Origin of the sequence: Inquilinus limosus, from assembly GCF_051487185.1 — a bacterium.
GTDB lineage: Bacteria > Pseudomonadota > Alphaproteobacteria > DSM-16000 > Inquilinaceae > Inquilinus > Inquilinus limosus_F.
This window is the reverse complement of the sequence record NZ_JAHVDK010000040.1, coordinates 42,601-60,642: the sequence shown is the minus strand read 5'-3', so window position 1 is coordinate 60,642 and position 18,042 is coordinate 42,601. Positions and strand designations below refer to the sequence as shown.

Genomic DNA, 18,042 nt, shown 5'->3' with positions numbered 1-18,042 from the left:
TCGGCGCTTCGGTCTCCGACAGGCGCGGTTTCCTCTAGGCCGATGGGCCGATCGCGGCGTGGATCACGGAGCAGTGGCGGACCAGATTCGGCTCCGAGGCGACGAACTGCTTCAGCGGCGTCTCGATCGGATAGAAGAGGATGTTGGCGATGAAGCCGTAGACGCTCGCGTCGATGCTGGTCGGCTTCGCGCCATGCAGGTAGTCGCTGGCGGCAAGAAGATTGGCCAGGACCTGCAGATCGGCGAGGCCGCGGTCATAGGCGGCCTCGGGGGCGAACCGGCCGATGCCCTGGTAGTGGTAGCGCTGGAAATTGTGCTCCCGGGCCTTGGTCAGCCCCTCCTCGGTCAGGCTGGGATGCTGCCGCAGCAGGGCATCCCGAAACACCGGCCAGTATCGTTCGTCCTTCCAGCGCGAATAGGACATCACCCAGTAGAGGTCGTCGAGCATGCGCGTCACCAAATGGCTGGTGTCGCGCTGTGCGGCCGTGAGCCCGCTATCGATGGTCAGGCCGTATTGGCGGATCAGGTGCGCGATGATGCTGCCGCTGTCGCCGATCGTCTGTCCGTCGTCGACGATATAGGGCAGCTGACCGCGCGGCGCGCTCGACGCATCGAAGATATGCTGGTGGGTGAATGGCACCCCGGTCAGCTTGAGGAATGCGTAGACCTTCAGGCCGTAGCCGTTGTTGTCGGCGACTCCGAACAGCTCGGGATAGGAGTACAGGGTGAGCATCGCACCTCCGAGGTCCGAGCGTAGGCGATGCCATGCCGGCGGTCACCAGCATGAGCAGGAGTCGTTCGTGTGCGGCCGGCCTTAGTGTCCCAACTGGGCAAGGACGTTGTGGAGAGGGCCGCTCGAGATCCGGATCACCCCGTCGAGCGGGCGATCCAACTCGATGATCAGAAACACGGCAGCTGAAACCGAGAGCGCGCAGGTCAGCATCGTGACGACGACGGTTGCGTTGGGCGGGGCGAACAGCCCGAAGCTGGCGAAAAGCACGGCCAGCCAGAACACCAGCACCACGAGATACGGCATCGGAATCGAGCTGCCCGCGAGTTCCTCGACCAGAAGCCACCGGGTCCGGGCCAGGTCGACCGTGGACTGGAGTGCCTGGGCCTGCAGCCCGCGCTGCTCTTCCGTCTGCGGCGAGAGCGCCTCGATCTCGTCGTAAAGGGCCCCGCCTCCTGCCGTTGTCGCCGGAACGTCGGCCGGGACGGACTCCAGGCCGCCGGCGCGCTCGAGCTGGCCGATCAGGGATACCACCGTCCGGCGCAGCAGGTCGCGGGCGGTCTGAGTCTCGGGCCCATAATGCGCCAGCGTCCGGTCGACCAGGACGAAATCGACCGCGGCCTGGTTGTACCCGGTCCTCCAGGCATCGAACGAGGACTTCGCCGATGCGATCAGCAGGCCGAGCACCAGGGCCGACATGGTTGCGACCAGTCCCATGCCGAGCCGGATGACATCCTTCGACTCCTCGCTCAGGTGATGCGGCGGCAGTGCCGGGCGGACGAAGGCCCCGACGAGGCTGCCACCAAAAACACAGGCAAAGACGATCAATCCGATTTCGATGGCTGACATGTCTGCGCGCCCTGTCCCTAGGAGTTCTGATCCCGCCCGCCAAATCGTGGCGCGTCGTCGGAAAGCCCGATTTCTAGTCTCAGGCACTCCTCTTGCAAAATGTCGCTTACAGCAGTCGACTGTCAGATGACAATACTGTCCAATATGCTCGTTCGCTGGTGAAGAAGTTGGTGCAGAGCGGCATTAGGGTCAACGGCGTCGCACCCGCCCCATCTGGACGCCACTTCATGTGAGTGAGGCGCGATGATGGACGAGCTCGCGAAGCTCGGCGGCATAACGCCGATGAGGCGACCCGGCCAATCGCGGAAGTGGCCTTGACATATGTCCGACTCGGAGCCGCCGTCGCCAGCTATGCGACCATTCAAATCTACGACGCCGCGAGCGGATGTGGTCAACCATAGAACTGAGCCGCCGTGAACGCGAAACGCAGGGAGATATTCAGCAACGGAGCAATCGCGATCTCTGTGAGATTGCTCGTCATCGAGCTCATCCAGCGGATCTACGCTCGGACACGAACCAGCGATGGCCGACGGCCCGCCGTGCGTGTGGCGGGTCAGCTTCGGGAAGCCGGTCGAGCCGTAATCGTCCGCTTAGGGTCGCGTCCGGTCAGGTCCGGTTCAGTGCCTCATGAACCGGCCGGTTTCGGGCGTCCTGATCGGGCCGGGTCGGCCTGAAAGAGCCGGGATTTCTCGCATTTTGCCGATGTCCGCTGTCGGGGCGCCGACTGAATGACCGCATCTGGCGCGATCGGGCCGGCAAACGATGACCATCTGAGGGGCTAGGGCCGCCTTGAACTCCGCTCCGGGTGTAGACGTGCAGATGGGCAAGCCCGAGTTTCCGGTAGAGGGAACCTGGCCAGGCGGAGACCTCCGCCCGGCCAACGGGATCATGGACAGTTCCCCTCATTCGCTCTGTCCTGCGCTCGGACCTTTGCGCGGCGCGCGATGCTGGCGGCGAAGAGCGGGGTCTCGCGACGGTTGTGGTCGCTGCCCGCCGCTTGGCGGGCGTTGGCCGCCTCCTCATAGGAAAGGCCGTGCTCCTTCAAGAAAGCCATGAAGGCGTCCGTCGGGTGCGCCGTTACCCGGTTGGTATAGAGGCTACGGCCCTCGTCGATCGCCTCGGCCTTGAGATCCCACACCACGTTGACCTGGGTGCGACCATTGGCTGTGAAGACATCCGAGATCGAGTTTCAATAAGATTTGCTCCAAAATTAGCATCTGAGGTTATTCGCGTCAGACCTCCGACATCACCTGACACGCGGCGACTCGTTGGTTTAATGAGGCTCCGATCATTATTCTTCCATTGGCACGTGAAGATCTTCATAGCTATCCATGGATTCGGGGTGGCGGCCCCACTTCAAGTTGAGTCCATTCCTATGCATCTGCTGAAGGCGGCGGATGGAAGCCACGGCTGGGCCGGCGGATCGCTTAAATGACGGGCTCTCCGGCAGCCACAGGTCACCCTGCCCCATCAGTTCCGCGTGATACCGTTGCTACAAGGATTTCGGCGAGCCGGCCCGCCTCACCTTCCGCCGCCGACCCTGCGATGATGCAGCAATGCTGTTCGCGATGATGCTGAGCATCCCAGCCGCTCTTAACGAAACCTTTGGGTGAACTCCGTCTTCGGCGAGGTCACGCTTTGCTTCAATCACCATCTCGATCGCTTCGACGATCTGAAGTCGACTCACGATCCCGTTATTCAGAAGGACAAGAATCACGCTCTCGAGGAGCATCAACGCCGCTTGGGCGGCGGCATCATGCTCCAGTCGAACCGACGAGGGGTCCGTTTCGGCTTTCCCGTGCCCCATAGCGCTGACCTCCGGGTCGAGAGCAACGTCAGGCGCGAGCCACAAGCCGCAAGGCCGCCCGCTCGTGATCATCCGACAACGGGAAAGCCAGGCTTGCGAGCGCCTTCTCATCCTTGATGACGACCCTTCGACCGCGCTTGATGGCGACCCCGGTCTCGCGGAACCACTTCAAGGTCCGGTTTATGTGCACCGTTGAGAGGCCGAGGTAGTCACCCATTTGCAGCTGAGTCATCGGCAGATCGAAGGCCAAGGTGCCCGGAGCAATCGTTCCGGAAAGAACGAGACGGCTGCGAATCTCAGTCAGGAAGAATGCGAGCCGCTCCTCTGCATTGCCGCGCCCCAGCCCGACGATCCAATTATGGAGCCGGCGCTCCTCCTCTATGACCTGCCAAATACATCGCGTGGCGATGTCAGCGTCCGATTCATAGGCCGTGCGCAGCTCCTGGTACGGAATCCGCTCCACAACAGCGTCCGACATGATCTCGACCGCATCGGGGTGTGTGGAGACGAACATGCTCTTCACCGCGAACAGATCACCTGGAAGAAAGATCAGGATGTATTGGCTGCGGCCATCAGGCGTCCTGCGGACACGCCCCGCCCAGCCGCTTCGCATCCGATAGACGTAGTCGTGAGCCAGGCCTTCCCTGATGAGTGTTGTGCCGGCTGGGAGCGTGCGCGACTGAAGACCGGGCAATGCAGCGATCTTCCGCTCACCTCGTGCCAAGGTCTCCGAAATCTCGTCCCGGTGCAGAGCAAATCGTGATGAGTCCGGCATGGCCTTATCCAATCGATCGGTACGGTGGTGCGACACGATCAGCATCGCGGAGCTAGCACGAGAACAGGTGCAGGCCCCGACTGGTTCGACCGGTGAGGAAACACGCCAGAGGTGCAGTCAACATTGGGCAGCAGTCCCGGGACATAGCCCGGCCAATGCTGCAAGGTCCTTCGGCTCGTGCTTAGCCGAGCGCTTGAGACCGAAGCGCCTCGCGGGCACGGTGGAGTCGAGACCGAATCGTTCCAACCGGAAGACCGAGACAGATGGCGGCTTCCTCATACGAGGCCTCCTCGACAGCAACCAGCCGGATCACTTCCCGATGGTCTGCTGTAAGCCGCCGCCATTGAATATAGAGTTCGTTCAGTTCGACGCGTTGTTCCTGACTGCCATCGCAGGGGTGGTCGAAATCCTCAATCGTTACAATCTGGATATCATTGCGAAGGCCTTGGACGAAATTGGACAGAAATAGTCGCCTCATCATCACAACCAGCCAAGCAATCATATTGGTGCCCGGCTGCCACAAATGCAGTTTTACGTACGCCCGGAGGAGAGTGTCTTGGACAAGATCATCAGCATCAGCCTGGTTACGGGTGAGAGACAGGGCATAGCGCCTGAGATCTGGGACGTGAGGCATAACAGTTGAATCGAAGCAGCGGTCGGTCGAGTTTGCGGCCTGCTCCACAATTACCTCCCTGGGTAAATCGATGTGATGCTATAAACAGCGCTGATTTTCTTGCGTTCCATAGAGAAATTTCCATACCAACGGGCAGAACACCGATACTTTGAGAATGCATTCGGAAATGGCCAAATAATCAATTAGATACAAATAGAAGCCAACATAGGTTAATCTCTCCGAAGGCTCTGCCTACGTTATCAATTGATGGTGCGGCCGAGCCGCCCAGCCAAAGGGGGAATGCCGATCGGGGCTTTCCGCGTGTCGGGACGGGATCTCGCTATAACACCACTGATGGTGAACAGCATGCCCTCGTCTGAACGCACACCGCCTCCGATCCTTCGGCCGAGCGCTGCTTCTTGGCGTCCGTCTTGATCAGGTCGCCCGATCTCGCTGTAGAACGGCCGCAGATGCGCGCGGATGCCGGCCAGGTCGACGAACCGGTCGATCGAGCGGAGCAGGTGATCGGCCGGGACGTGCCGCTCGAGGTTGAACCCGTAGAACAGCGCCTCCTGCATCACCGTCCGTCGCCCATCATCGCTGCGTCCTCCTCTGCCCAGGAGGACTGAATCAGGACTTCACTCCGCCAGCAACGACGACTGTGTGAGGCGGACGCTGAGCAGTGGCCTTTAGGAATGATGGGCGAAGTTGTGCAAAGGCCTTTTGCATAACTGTGGCCGTGCCGTTTGGGGTCGGGCAGGGTCGGGACCAGTTGCCCGAAGGGCATTCGCTTGGGGGGCCTCCACCGCGATGTCGGGTCTTGAGGCGGGAACGGCGCCACTCGCGCATCCTAATGCGCTGACCCTGGCGTTAGGGACCATGGCCCATGGGTGAGTCCAGGCGACCGACGGTCGGCGTCCGCGGGGAATGATCCGCCGGGAACCGCCGGTCGGGCTGTCACGTTCCCTTCCCGCCCCAGGCTTTCGTCCATGCCCAGATGCTGCCCGAACCCGGCCGATCCTCCCGTAGCCTCACTCCGCTGACCGACAAGATCGGCGCGCTGTCCTCGACCAGCGGCATTCTGCTGATTCTGGCGGCAACGGCGGCGTTGTATTTCGGCCGCGACGTGCTGATCCCGTTCGCACTGGCGATGCTGATCAGCTTCGCCATGGCCCCGGTGGTGTTTCAGCTGCGCAAACTGGGCCTGCCGCGGACCCCGGCCGTGCTGGTGGTGATCGTCGTCCTGTCGATCGCGGCGGTCGTCTTCATCGTGCTGGTCGCCAGCCAGGCGATCGACCTGGCCGGCAACCTGCCGCGATACCAGAGCAACCTCGAGGCGAAGATCCAGTCGATCAAGGAGGCTGCACCGGGCGGTGGGCTGATCGACCGCCTGATGACGATGGTGGCCCGGCTGTCGGAGGAGGCGGCCGAACGGGCCGCGGCGGCGCCGATGGGCATGGAGGGCGCGCAGGGAAAGCCGGTCCCGGTGCAGCTGGTGCCGCCGGCCCTGACGCCGATCCAGCTGGCATGGGAGGTCGGCTCCCCGCTGATCGAGCCGTTCGCCATCATTGGCGTGGTCCTGGTCTTCTCGGTGTTCATGCTGCTGGAGCGGGAGGATCTGCGGAACCGGCTGATCTGGCTGCTCGGATCCAAGGATCTCACCCGTGCCACCGCGGCCATGGACGACGCGGCGCAGCGGCTGAGTCGCTTCCTGCTGGCGCAAGCGATGCTGAACTTCGTCTACGGCGCAGCCTTCGGGATCGGCCTCTGGGTCATCGGCGTGCCCAACCCGGTGTTATGGGGCCTGTTGTCCGCGGTGCTGCGCTTCATTCCGTTGGTCGGCACCATCGCCGCCGCGCTGCTGCCGACCATCCTGGCCTTCGCCGTCGATCCCGGCTGGCTGATGCCGCTGGAGACGATCGCGCTCTTCGTGGTGCTCGACCTGATCACCGTCAATGTCGGGGAGCCGCTGCTGTATGGCGGGAGCACAGGCCTGTCGCCCTTCGCCGTTCTGTTCGCCACCATCTTTTGGCTGACCCTCTGGGGCATTCCAGGGCTGCTGCTGGCGGTTCCGCTGACGGTCTGCCTGGCCGTGCTGGGCCGGCATGTGCCGCAGTTCGGCTTCCTGGATGTGCTGCTGGGCAGTACGCCGGCGCTGACGCCCGAGGCGCATTTCTACCAGCGCATCCTGGCCGGCGATCCGCTGGAGGCGTCGGAGCTGGCCGAAAGCGGGCTGCAGGGGCAGTCGCGGCAAGCGCTGTTCGAGAGCATGATCCTGCCGGCGATTCACATGGCCCAGGCCGACCGGCAGCGGGGAGCGCTGGACGGTCCCCAGCGCGCCGCGGTCTGGAGCGGCATCCTGGCGGCGGTCGCGGATCTCGACGAAGACGAACAGGAGACGCCCTCCGCTGTGCTGTGCCTTGGCGCGCGGGACGAGCTGGACCAGGCGGCGGCGCTGATGGTCGGCCAGCTCCTGGCCGAAAAGGGCATTGCGTGCCGTTATGGCGAACGCGGCGGGGCCGTGCCCGGGGCGATCGACACTCGGGTGGTAGTGATGGCCCACGTCGGCAGCGTCACCGAGCACCAACTGATCCGGCTTATCCGGCGGGTGCGCCGGCGCATCGGGCCGGATGCGGTGCTGGTGGTCGGCCTGCTCGGGCCGCGAGAGCTCTCCGGGGAGATGCCGGACGGGCTGGAGGCGCACACCATCCTCGTCCGGGGTCTCACCGCTGTCGTCGCGGCTGTAACCCAGTGGACGTCGGAACCGGCCGGAAACGGCGGCGGTGGGGAGACGGAGAGCGAGTCTCTGCCGGCGCCGTCGGGCATCGCCGCTGCCTGAGCCTCAGCCCCGCCTTTCTTCCGCTTTTCGAGCTTCTTCGCTCATTTGCGTCCAGCACCTGCTTGCGCGGGCGGATGGTTCGGCGTGACCTCGACCTGCTCGTCGTAGATCAGCGCCTGCTCCACCTGGCCGAAACTGCCGCAGAAGAAAGCGCGCCCGGCTGAGCCATGACCTGGAACGCTCAGCGACGTGTCGCCGTTGCCTCTGGGCGCTTCGCTGGAAACTCAAAGGGACCAATGGAGGGAATGCCTCCGCGACCCTCTRGACGTCTCGTTGCTGAGTTCCGGCACTCCGCCGCGACTAGTTCAATCGTCTTCGCTCAACAGCGTTTGAAATGCGAGGCCTTCGGTTTGCACTCGCGACAGACCCGAGGTGGCTGATGAACACGCCGATTAAGGAGAACGTCACGGGGCCAACCTATCGACCACCCCCATTAAATGGTCTTGCGCCGGTTCTTGACCGAAATATAGCTGCCCTGCAGCAACGAAGAACCGCAGAGGAGCAGTCCGCATCGTGGCAGGAACGGGTGGCTGATAAGATTACCAAGTTCACTGGAAGTATGTCTTTCGTGTTCATCCATCTCGCTGCCTTTGGGTTTTGGATAGCAGCGAATTTACATTTCATACAAGGCGTTCCGGTATGGGACGAATCCTTTGTTGTTCTGGCAATGATTGCGTCCGTCGAGGCGATCTTTCTGTCTACATTTGTCCTTATCTCGCAGAATCGCATGGCCGCTGCTGCTGATAAGCGAGCAGATCTCGATTTACAGATCAGTCTTCTGGCCGAGCACGAACTCACAAAGATCGCGACGCTCCTCTCCGACATGGCGAAGCAGCTGGGGACTCAAACAGGCGTCGCCCCAGAGATGGAAGAAATCAAAAGAGATGTATCTCCTGATGCAGTTCTGGATGAGATCGAGAGGTCTGGCGATTGATACGTTCCATGTACGTGCAGGCGTAGTCCAGATCGTGCTTGCGAGCGGCTGGCGCCTCGCGAGATCGAGCCGGTCGGTCATCATTCTCAGGCAGGCCCCGGCGCTCGCCGGGATCCGCTCATCGGCTTCGTCGCGCACGATCTCATCAGCCCCTGGAGCCCGAGCCCAGATCTCCGTGGCTGGGACTGGCACCGGCGGCTACGGGCTCATTTTAATGACAGCCCCGAGAGGACAGCCCCGCTCACCCTTTTTTGCCACTGTTGTCGGGCGCGGACGGGGTTGAGACCTCCTCCAGCGTCTCCGCCGCGCCAGGAGCGTGCTTGGTCGACAGGTCGCCGAGCGAAACCATACCGACCAGCTGCTTGTCGGCGTTGATCACCGGAATGCGCCGGATCTGGGTCTCGCCCATTAGACCGAGACCTCCTCCACGTCGTCATCCGTCCAGCACCGGCGCACGTCCTCGGACATGCCGTCCGAGACCTTCGCGTTCTCGGGGTCGAGGCCCGCGGCGACGGCGCGGACGGTGATGTCACGGTCGGTGATCATGCCGACCAGCCGCTGGCCGTCACACACCGGCAAGGAGCCCACGTTTAGCTCGCCATCATCTGCGCCGCGCGGCGGATGCTGTCCTGCGGATACGGGGTGGCATAGCGTCGGAAGCTCCCGGTACGACCCGCTTCCGGTGTCAACGTCCGCGTCCCAGCAGCCAGTTCCCCTGGGGATGCGCTTGATCTCGGCAGTAACGCAACCTGTCCGCCCTCTGGGTCACGCGCGGCCAGAACCGCGCCCATGAGCAACCCGACCAGCGCTAGCGACGCTGCAACTCCGAGGGCAATCAAGACGAACAGGAAAGGAACCTCTGCCGGCACAAGATTGTGCGGCACGAGGTAAAAGCCCGATCGCGATCGAACGCCGGATTATTTGCGCAACCACGGAACGTCCAGGTTTGGCCGGGCGTTTACTGGGGTCACTGCAGATTGAAGCGGCTGGTTGAGCTATTCCGAACCTCTCACACGGATGACCTTCCCGACGACCCTCGATCACCCTTGGACGGTCTCTTTGCCACCCTGAAGCCTCGTGCGCGATCATATGAAAGATTGTTCTGAGGTGGTTATCGTCGGAGGCGGTCCGGCCGGGCTGGCCGCCGCCGTGTACCTCAGCCGGTTCCGACGCCGGGTGACCGTCTTTGATGCCGGCGACTCCCGGTCGAAATTGATCGCCAAAAGCCACAACTGTCCGGGCTATCCCGCCGGAATAAGCGGGCCCGCATTGCTGCAACGCATACGCCGGCAGGCGCTCAAATTCGGTGCGGCAATTATCGACGGGCACGTGCAAAGTATCGGGCGTGCCGGTGACGCGTTCGAGGTTCGGTCCACCGCGGGGGTGACGGTCTGCCGTCGCATCATTCTCGCCACCGGAATTGTGGATGCCGTACCTGACATTCCCGATTTGAACAAGTTGATTGCGGTCGGAACCGTTCGGCTCTGCCCGGTATGTGACGGATATGAGGTGATTGGACGGAAGGTGGCCGTGCTCGGTCCGGAAGCAAAGGCCTTGCGCGAGGCATTGTTTCTGCGGCATTACACGCCGCACTTGCTCGTCCTGTGCAGCCCTCCGAGCGGTGGTATGTCCGCTCTGCGCCTGCAGGCATTGGCGAAGGGTATCGAGATTTCCGACTCGGTCGAGGGTCTCGCCGCTGGCAAGCGCGGATTCACCGTGACCCTCAATGCTCAGTCACGCCAGATTGACGTGCTATATGCCGCCCTGGGGTGCACGGTGCGCTCGGAACTGGCGTCGGCCCTCGATGCGCAACAGGACCGGGAGGGTTATGTGCTGGTCAATGAGCACCAGGAGACGTCGGTGGATGGGGTCTACGCTATCGGAGACTTGGTCAGGGCTCTCAATCAGATCGCAGTTGGGTTTGGGCACGCGGCTTTGGCGGCGACCGACATTCACAATGAACTGCGGCAGTTTCGAGGCACGGAAACGAGTACCGCCGCACAGACGTCGTGACTCGTCTGCGATGATCTTGGGATAGGACTTCGGCGGCGAATTATTGGATCGCGGGCCCCGGCGTCCTCAGGCGAGGGCGCCGCGATCGGTGTAGGTGCAGTCCGGGGACTGGACTGCATCCAGGCCGGTCCCTAGCCCTCGAGTCTATTATGATCTTCATCGACCCGCTTCCGAACCCACTAGTGGGGGAAGGCAGGGAAGGTCCGGACGAAAGCCCCGCGGCGCGTTGCACCTAACCGCGACCGTGCCCTCGACACGGTCGGCCAGTTCGTCAGACATCCCCTTCATGATGAAGAGGGCGTCGGCAACTAATTCGAAACGCGCATCTTCATCGAGAGCGGGCTCGCGCGCGTCGCCGCGGGGACGTGAGGAGGGAGGACATCGGAGAGTTAGGCGCGGCCCTCGAGCGGAACCTTCGCGCGGCGATCGGCGATACCGAGACTTCTACGATACAGAAGTTGCCTTCCACGCTTTGCTCTATCGGTTCCCGCGCAGCCCTATCTACCCGGTGCTGCACAAGGCCTACATGGAATTGCTGATCCGGCACTGGTGCGAAATGCCGCGCGCCGCTGTCTTCGAAGCCATCGTCGCCAAGGACCTTGACGCGGCCGAATGGGCCATGAGACGCCGTCTCGGAAGTGGCCTGGGAACTCATCCGCTCGACTTCCCGAAAAGGCCAGAAGCCACCCGTTCCTACAAAGCGTCAGGCTCACCTCGCGGAGGGGCTCCGCCTTGGCTGGCTATTCAAGCGACGAGTGGTGAGGAGTGGCATCGAACGATCTCGTCAGAGCACAGACTCCCACGCTTCTCCCGCTCGCATAATTCACAAACCGCAGTGCCGTGTCCTCCTGCTCGGATCGATCGCCCTTCGAGTACGTCTTCCAATCAAGCATACGCTGGCCGTTCATTGTGCTGCCGGGACCGCCGGTGTGGCCGTCGACTGCGCTTAAATGGGTTCTTCGCAGTGAAGACCTCGTCCATTGACGGGGTGGATCGCGGGACCTTCGAGGAGAACTCTGAGGTCTCGCTGGAACTGGCGTCGGTCGATCGGCTTGTTCCAGATTGGCCTGCCTTGGTGGACCCCCTGTGTGTCCGACACGGCCAAGGCGGTCACGAAGGCGAAGGGAATTTCCTTGCCTTCGAGGATATCCGCGACGGGATAGACCGTGTCACGATCGAGCCGGATGTCCAGCACGGCCGCGTCGATCGGCTCCGAGGTCGCCAGGTCGATCGCGTCCTGCAACCGGCCCACGGGCCCGACGACTTCGAGCCCAACCTCCCGAACGAATTTTTCGAGCACCCCCGCCAGCCAGAAGTCGTCTTCAACGAGCATCACACGCTGGCTGACACGAGGTAATAGGTCCTTTCGGTCCCTCAGCCGATCGGCCGGCTCGAACGCCTGGCGGTTGGTCCGCCCGAGAGCTGGAGGCCTCCGCCGTTCCAGGCCAGGAATTTGCGCGAGCGTCCTGCCGCTCACCTCGTCTCTTATGACAGCGGCCCTCAGTGAGTCCCGCGCCCGGGACAGGCGCGACCGGACCGTGCCGACCGGGATCTTCAGGCGGTCCGCCGCATCTTCGTAAGACAGGCCGTCGAGGGCGACGATTTCGAGCACCTCGCGATGATGGTCCGGCATCCTGGACCAGAGCTCGCCCGCTTCCTTCAGCTCGATCGTGTCGAGCTGCGGGGCGGGCGCGACCGAGTCGAACTCTGCGAGCTCACACCATTGGACTTTGCTCCACGCCCGGCCGTAGGCCGATCGGCAGATGTTCCGCATCATCACGGTCAGCCAGGGCACCATGCGCGTTCCTGCTTCCCAGAGGTGAAGCTTGACCAAGGCCCGCGCCATAGTGTCCTGAAGCAGATCGTCGGCATCCGCGCAGTTCCGGGTCAGCGCGTAGGCATAGCGGCGCAGTTCGGCTATGTGTGGCAGGACCTCCGCGATGAAAGTCTGCCTCGTCGTCGGCGAAATCTCTGCCATCTTACCCTCCATTCATACACGAAGGGCAACGGGGCGCAGGGCAGCGTGCGTTCCGTAATGGCAAAGGCGGATGATAAAAAATCAGAATGGCTCGTGGTGGTCTTGACCCATCACGATTTTTGACTATATTATTTGTATTATAGAAATGTTAAATTCCGTAGATATATGAAATCTCGTCCCAGATCTAAGTGAAATTGTCATCCGGGTGCCAAGTCTTCGGCCTGTCGCTGGGCGTGGCCCACGGGTTCGGCCGGCGATTTATAGGACACCTGCGCCACCTGCAATTCACCTGGCGAGATGCGTAGTCGTCCAGTCTGTCGATCGGCCACCGATTCGGATTGGGGCTTGAGGAATGCGCGCCGCACGGACCGGCGCGCCGAGCGCTCCGGCCCATGCTGGGCCTCGGCTCGCGCCTCGATGGGGAACGGTCGCCTCTGTTGCTACCTAGATCCGCAGCGCCTCGGGAAATGTCGCGCCCGACCCGAGATGTCCTGGCGGTCCGCCGACTGCGGCGGCGCTGGCGTGATTAGCTAGTTCGAGCCTCCGTTACCCGGATCGTTGGATCGCGTGCATCCACCGAACAGAACGCCCGGCATTCGTCTGGTCCCGTCTCAAAGCGGATCCGATATTTTCGTTGTCAAGGGATGGCGGGGGGAACTTCGGAGGGGTGAGCCGGTATTGGCTCGCAAACCGCTCTCGGCAATCAACGATCGAAAACCTCCGCGAGGCCAGTCCATGCGACACGCACCAGCCGGCAGCGATAATCTGCCTGTTCCTGCTGAGCTGCACCAGCGATTGCGGGCGCAGAATCATGTGTCGATCCCCCATTTCCGGGCAAAGTTGTCGGCCGGAGCTAGCGACTGCGACCCGATGACCGTGATTTGCGGCGATCCGTTCGGAACCCCGGCTTCGCGAACGCGGCCAGGGGCTCATGAGCTAGACATCGATCGGTGTGCGGCCTCGTTCGCCGCGCAGCCCGAGCCGTCGGCCAAGCGCGAAACTTCGCGGCACTGGCGTCCGACCCGAGCCCCGACGTCGTTGCCCTGGACGCTGTGCAACGGGCAGGCCGATGACCAATCCTGCAGCGCCGCCCGATTGTCGTCCCGGCCGCCTTCTGCATAACCCACGGTGAGGTGACAGCCGCGATTGGCTGCTCGCCAACGCCAGCGGCCCGGGCGCTCCGCGTTCTCGAGTTTCATCACCCGGCTGGCGCCGAACCTCTTCCCGTACTGAGTCTCTGGACCGACGGTCCATTTCCAATGACATACCAGGAGAACGGCCATGTCCTACAGCGACGGAAAGCTGCAGTTCCCGGTTCGGGTGGTCACGCCGAACCCGGTGTTCGCCCGCGCGCTCCAGCAGGCGATCGGCGGGGTCGAGGGCGAGATCCGCGTCGCGATGCAGTACAAGTTCCAGGCCTTCGGTGCGCGCGGTCCCGTCAAGTATTGCAATATGCTGCTGAACACCGCGACCGAGGAGCGCGGCCACATCAAGATTCCGGCGACGGCCGTGGCCCTGAACCTGGAGGATGCGCGTCCCAAGGCCTAACGCGATGTGACTTTAGGACGAGCCGGGGTGCATCCATGAACAAAACCTGGGGACCAACGCCGGTCGCTCTCGGTCGGGCTCGCTTCGCGCTGTGGGCGCCGGACCGCAGGGCCGTGTCTCTCGAAACTCGCGATGGCCCTTTGATCGAAATGGCGGCCGAAGACGACGGATGGTTCGTGGTCGAGGCTGATGCAGGGCCGGGCACTGTCTATCGTTTCAGGCTCGAGGACGATCTAGCCGTCCCCGATCCGGCATCGCGAGCTGTAACCGGCGGCGTGAGTGGCTGGAGCGTCGTGGTGGATGAGGAGAGCTATGCCTGGCGGACGGCCGACTGGCGTGGCCGCCCTTGGCACGAGTCGGTAATTCAGGAACTGCATGTCGGATTGCTCGGCGGCTTCGCCGGGGTGGCCAAGAGGCTCGACTCGATTGCTGCGCTTGGTATCACGGCTATTGAGTTGATGCCGATCCACGCCTTTCCCGGGGCTCGCAACTGGGGGTATGACGGCGTGCTGCCCTACGCACCGGAAGAGAGCTACGGCTCGCCTGACGAATTGAAGGCGTTGATCGACCGGGCGCACCAGCTTTCGCTGATGGTGTTCCTCGATGTCGTCTACAACCATTTCGGACCGGAAGGGAACTATATCGGTCAGTACGCAAGCTCCTTTTTTCGCAAGGACGCGGAAACGCCCTGGGGCGGTGCGGTGGCGGTCGACAGAGAACCGGTCCGTCGATTCTTCTTTGACAATGCTCTGATGTGGCTTCGGGACTACCGCGTAGACGGATTGCGTTTCGACGCCGTACACGCGATCGAGAACGATGAGTTTCTCGATGCATTAGCTCACGAAGTTCGCCAGACGCTCGGGCCGGAGCGCCACATACATTTGATATTGGAGAACGAAAATAACGACTCCGACAGGATCGGGCCCGGACGGTACGATGCCCAGTGGAACGACGATTTCCACAATACGATGCATGTTCTGCTGACCGGCGAGACCGACGCGTACTACCGGGATTTTGCGGACAGACCGGCCCCCAAGCTGGCGCGTAGCCTGGCGGAGGGCTTTGTCTATCAAGGGCACGGTTCGCTCAACCGCGGCGGCCGGCCTCGCGGGAAGCCAAGCGACCACCTCCCGCCAACCGCCTTCGTCTCCTTCCTTCAAAATCACGACCAGGTTGGCAACCGCGCGTTGGGCGAACGCCTCACCCTCCTGACTAGCGAGACGAAGTTGCGCGCAGCCACGGCCCTTTTGCTGCTCAGCCCTCAGGTGCCGCTGATCTTCATGGGCGACGAGAGCGGCTCGGAATCACCGTTCCTCTTCTTCACAGACTATCGAGGCGAGCTCGCCGAGGCCGTGTGCGAGGGCCGGAGAAGAGAGTTCGTAAGCTTTCCCGCATTTGCCAACCCCGAGACGAGAATGCGCATCCCCGATCCGAACGCCAAGTCAACGTTTGATCGCTCAAAACCTCTGCCCGGTCCCAATGCGGCATCATGGTTGGACCTCTACCGCCGGCTGCTCGCCATTCGGCGGACCAAGATCACTCCGCACTTGGTTGGCGCGCGATCGAAAGGTACGGATGCGGTGGGAGACGCCGCCGTCCTCGCGCGCTGGCAGCTGGGCAACGGCACAGTCTTGAGCATTGCCGTGAATTTCGGGGACGACCCGGTGACGTTTCCGCCGGTCCATGGCACTGTCATCTACGCGGAGAGCCTGGCCGGATCGCCCGACAGCGTCGTAGCGTGGCTGGCGTCGCCATGAAGCCGCTTCACGCGCTGGCCAGCGATGCGGGTCTGCAGCGCCTTTGGGAGAACGCCGACGGCGCGCCGCAGATCGTTTCCGACGAGGTGCTGGTGACGGTGCTGGGCCGCCTCGGCTTTCCCGCCGGCAACAGCGCCGCGATCGACGAGAGCCGCCGGCTGCTGGCAGCCGAGTCTCTCGACTGTCGCTTCCTATCCGCGGATGTCGAAGATCCGATCCGCTTGCCCGGAGAACCCGTCGACGCCGAAGCCGAGCTTCGGCGCGAGGATGGCAGCACCCGCCCAGTCAGGATCGAGGGCTCCCGCCTTTCCGGCATTGGGGAACCAGGCTATTACGACCTGCAGATCGGCGGCCGACTCATTCGGCTTGCGATCGCACCGCGCCGCTGCTTCCGCGTGCAGGACGCAGCACCGGGCCGACGCATTTGGGCACCGGCGGTGCAGGTTCCTGCACTCCGCGGCGATCGGGAGTCCGCGTTCGGCGACTTCGCTGCCCTTCGCGAGTCTGCGGCCGCCTTTGCGTCTCGCGGCGCCGATGCGATCTCGGTCAGCCCCTTGCACGCCCTGTTTCCTGCGGATCCGACGCGGTACAGCCCATACGCCCCATCGAGCCGCCTGTTCCTCAATGTGCTTTTCGGCGACCCTCGGCTCGTCGAGGCGGACCTCGGTCCCGAAGGCGGGGGCAGCCTCATTGACTGGGAAATGGCAATCCCTGGGCGCATGCAGGCGCTGAGGCGCGCCTTCGAGGAGCGCCCGGATCATGTGCGTGACCAAGTCGCCGCCTTCGCCGGGGCCCACGGCCAGAGCCTCGTTCGCCATGCCACCTTCGACGCGTTGCACGGGCACTTCTTCGAGAGCGGTGCCCACGGGTGGCGGGCTTGGCCCAAGCCGTTCCAGGATGCGGAAGGAGACGCGGTCGCTCAGTTCGCCGGCGAGAACGCCGAAGAGATCGAATTCCACCTCTTTCTGCAATGGCTCGCGGAGCGCAGCATCGAGGCGGTGCAGAGAGCGGCCAGAGAGGGGGGAATGGCCGTCGGGTTGATCACCGATCTTGCGGTGGGCCTAGACCCGGGCGGCAGTCAGGCCTGGAGCAGGCCCGAGGATCTGCTCGCTGGATTGTCCATCGGCGCGCCTCCGGACGAGCTCGGACCCGAGGGCCAGAACTGGGGCCTCGCGGGCTTCGCTCCGCGTGCTCTCCGGCGAGGTGGGTTCGGAACCTATATCGAGACGCTGCGTGCTAATCTGCGCCATGCGGGAGGCATGCGCATCGACCACATTCTGGGGCTGCGTCGGCTCTGGGTCATTCCGGATGGTGCCGGACCGGTCAACGGCGTCTATCTGACGATGCCGCTCACCGATATGTTGCGTATCGCAGCCATCGAGTCGCAGCGAGCTCGCGCGATCATAATCGGCGAGGATCTCGGAACGGTGCCCGATGGCCTTCGCTCGGAGATGAGCGATCGGGGCGTGCTCGGGATGCAGGTGCTCTGGTTCGAGCGGGATGAGAATGGAGAGTTTATGCAGCCTCGGCGCTGGCGAGCCGATGCCGCCGCGATGACCAGCACGCACGATCTCCCGACGGTCGCCGGGTGGTGGCGTGGATGCGACATCGATTGGGCATTGAAGCTCGGTCGGACGAGCGGGCCTGGGGTTGAAAAAGAGAAACGTGCTGCCGACCGGGAAAGGCTCTGGGCAGCCTTCGTGCTGGCTGGTGTCGCCGAAGCGCCGATGTCGGCACCTGAGCAGCCTGAGGCGGCTGTCGATGCGGCGCTGGCCTATGTCAGTGCGGCGCCGTCTGTCCTCACCATCATCCCGTTCGAGGACATCCTTGGGATCGAAGAACAACCCAATCTGCCTGGCACGACCGACCAGCACCCCAATTGGCGCCGAAGACTGCCCAGGCCGACCGAGGCGATGCTGTCAGATCGAGCCGCCGCCGCGCGGCTGAGGTCGCTCGCCCGATCGCCGTCCGTCGGCGACGAAGACTGTGGCGGCGTCGAACGGGCTTCTGCAGCGCGGTAGCTGTGACCCGGCCGTGACGGTTCCAGATGCAGGCGGCCCATGTCGATTGCGACCGCCTGTGCCGTGAAGCTCACGGGAGCAAACACGCGGTGCCGATATGGGATGCGGATGTCGGGTTCCGCGATGGCATCCTGAGATGCTGCCGACGCGTGATTTCGTCCCCGGCCGAGGGGGAGCG

Annotated in this window: 15 protein-coding genes and 1 pseudogene; 6 read left to right on the top strand and 10 right to left on the bottom strand. The window is 63.2% G+C overall.

The genetic code is table 11. The features are described from left to right. Window positions 1-34: 34 nt before the first annotated feature. The 7 genes and pseudogenes from KXR53_RS32500 to KXR53_RS32470 form a co-directional block, all read right to left on the bottom strand. On the bottom strand, window positions 35-733 hold the full coding sequence (locus tag KXR53_RS32500; protein WP_437379762.1) for a glutathione S-transferase family protein: 699 nt from the start codon (window positions 731-733) through the stop codon (window positions 35-37). Window positions 734-814: 81 nt separating this feature from the next. Further along, entirely contained in the window at window positions 815-1,579 is a 765-nt protein-coding gene (locus KXR53_RS32495) for a hypothetical protein (protein ID WP_437379761.1), read from the bottom strand. An 886-nt stretch (window positions 1,580-2,465) separates the two neighbouring features. Then, complete coding sequence (locus KXR53_RS32490; protein WP_437379760.1) at window positions 2,466-2,717, bottom strand: hypothetical protein; 252 nt, start codon at window positions 2,715-2,717, stop codon at window positions 2,466-2,468. Window positions 2,718-3,071: 354 nt separating this feature from the next. After that, window positions 3,072-3,386 (bottom strand): hypothetical protein, encoded by a 315-nt coding sequence (locus tag KXR53_RS32485; RefSeq protein WP_437379759.1) that lies wholly within the window; start codon window positions 3,384-3,386, stop codon window positions 3,072-3,074. A 28-nt stretch (window positions 3,387-3,414) separates the two neighbouring features. Further along, entirely contained in the window at window positions 3,415-4,206 is a 792-nt protein-coding gene (locus KXR53_RS32480; RefSeq protein WP_437379758.1) for a Crp/Fnr family transcriptional regulator, read from the bottom strand. A 136-nt stretch (window positions 4,207-4,342) separates the two neighbouring features. Further along, window positions 4,343-4,843, bottom strand: coding sequence for an RNA polymerase sigma factor (locus KXR53_RS32475; RefSeq protein ID WP_437379757.1), 501 nt, complete (start codon window positions 4,841-4,843; stop codon window positions 4,343-4,345). A gap of 359 nt (window positions 4,844-5,202) precedes the next feature. Next, window positions 5,203-5,352 (bottom strand): annotated as a pseudogene (locus KXR53_RS32470) (IS5/IS1182 family transposase); the annotation flags it as partial. Between the two features lie 419 nt (window positions 5,353-5,771). On the opposite strand from KXR53_RS32470, the gene KXR53_RS32465 reads away from it, so the two are divergent. Continuing rightward, a complete protein-coding gene (locus KXR53_RS32465) occupies window positions 5,772-7,613 on the top strand; it encodes an AI-2E family transporter (RefSeq protein ID WP_437379756.1) in 1,842 nt (613 codons plus the stop codon). Window positions 7,614-7,992: 379 nt separating this feature from the next. Next, window positions 7,993-8,547 (top strand): DUF1003 domain-containing protein, encoded by a 555-nt coding sequence (locus tag KXR53_RS32460; protein ID WP_437379755.1) that lies wholly within the window; start codon window positions 7,993-7,995, stop codon window positions 8,545-8,547. A 241-nt stretch (window positions 8,548-8,788) separates the two neighbouring features. Here KXR53_RS32460 and KXR53_RS32455 read toward each other — a convergent pair whose 3' ends face one another. Together KXR53_RS32455 and KXR53_RS32450 are read right to left on the bottom strand one after the other, a co-directional pair. Beyond that, a complete protein-coding gene (locus KXR53_RS32455; protein ID WP_437379754.1) occupies window positions 8,789-8,956 on the bottom strand; it encodes a CBS domain-containing protein in 168 nt (55 codons plus the stop codon). Beyond that, window positions 8,956-9,135, bottom strand: a complete 180-nt coding sequence (locus KXR53_RS32450) for a CBS domain-containing protein (protein WP_437379753.1) — start codon at window positions 9,133-9,135, stop codon at window positions 8,956-8,958. The genes KXR53_RS32455 and KXR53_RS32450 overlap by 1 nt, the downstream gene beginning before the upstream one ends. Window positions 9,136-9,654: 519 nt before the next feature. On the opposite strand from KXR53_RS32450, the gene KXR53_RS32445 reads away from it, so the two are divergent. Then, complete coding sequence (locus KXR53_RS32445) at window positions 9,655-10,560, top strand: NAD(P)/FAD-dependent oxidoreductase (protein ID WP_437379752.1); 906 nt, start codon at window positions 9,655-9,657, stop codon at window positions 10,558-10,560. 946 nt (window positions 10,561-11,506) lie between these two features. Here the strand turns inward: KXR53_RS32445 and KXR53_RS32440 are convergent. Further along, window positions 11,507-12,538, bottom strand: coding sequence for a sigma-70 family RNA polymerase sigma factor (locus tag KXR53_RS32440; RefSeq protein WP_437379751.1), 1,032 nt, complete (start codon window positions 12,536-12,538; stop codon window positions 11,507-11,509). A gap of 1,281 nt (window positions 12,539-13,819) precedes the next feature. Between KXR53_RS32440 and KXR53_RS32435 the strand changes: the two genes are divergently transcribed. The 3 genes from KXR53_RS32435 to malQ are packed head-to-tail and all read left to right on the top strand — an operon-like array spanning window position 13,820 to window position 17,864. Then, window positions 13,820-14,086 (top strand): manganese catalase family protein, encoded by a 267-nt coding sequence (locus tag KXR53_RS32435; protein ID WP_437379750.1) that lies wholly within the window; start codon window positions 13,820-13,822, stop codon window positions 14,084-14,086. A gap of 35 nt (window positions 14,087-14,121) precedes the next feature. Then, entirely contained in the window at window positions 14,122-15,843 is a 1,722-nt protein-coding gene (gene treZ, locus KXR53_RS32430) for a malto-oligosyltrehalose trehalohydrolase (protein ID WP_437379749.1), read from the top strand. After that, window positions 15,840-17,864, top strand: coding sequence for a 4-alpha-glucanotransferase (gene malQ, locus KXR53_RS32425; RefSeq protein WP_437379748.1), 2,025 nt, complete (start codon window positions 15,840-15,842; stop codon window positions 17,862-17,864). Before treZ ends, malQ begins: the two co-directional genes overlap by 4 nt. Window positions 17,865-18,042 lie beyond the last annotated feature (178 nt).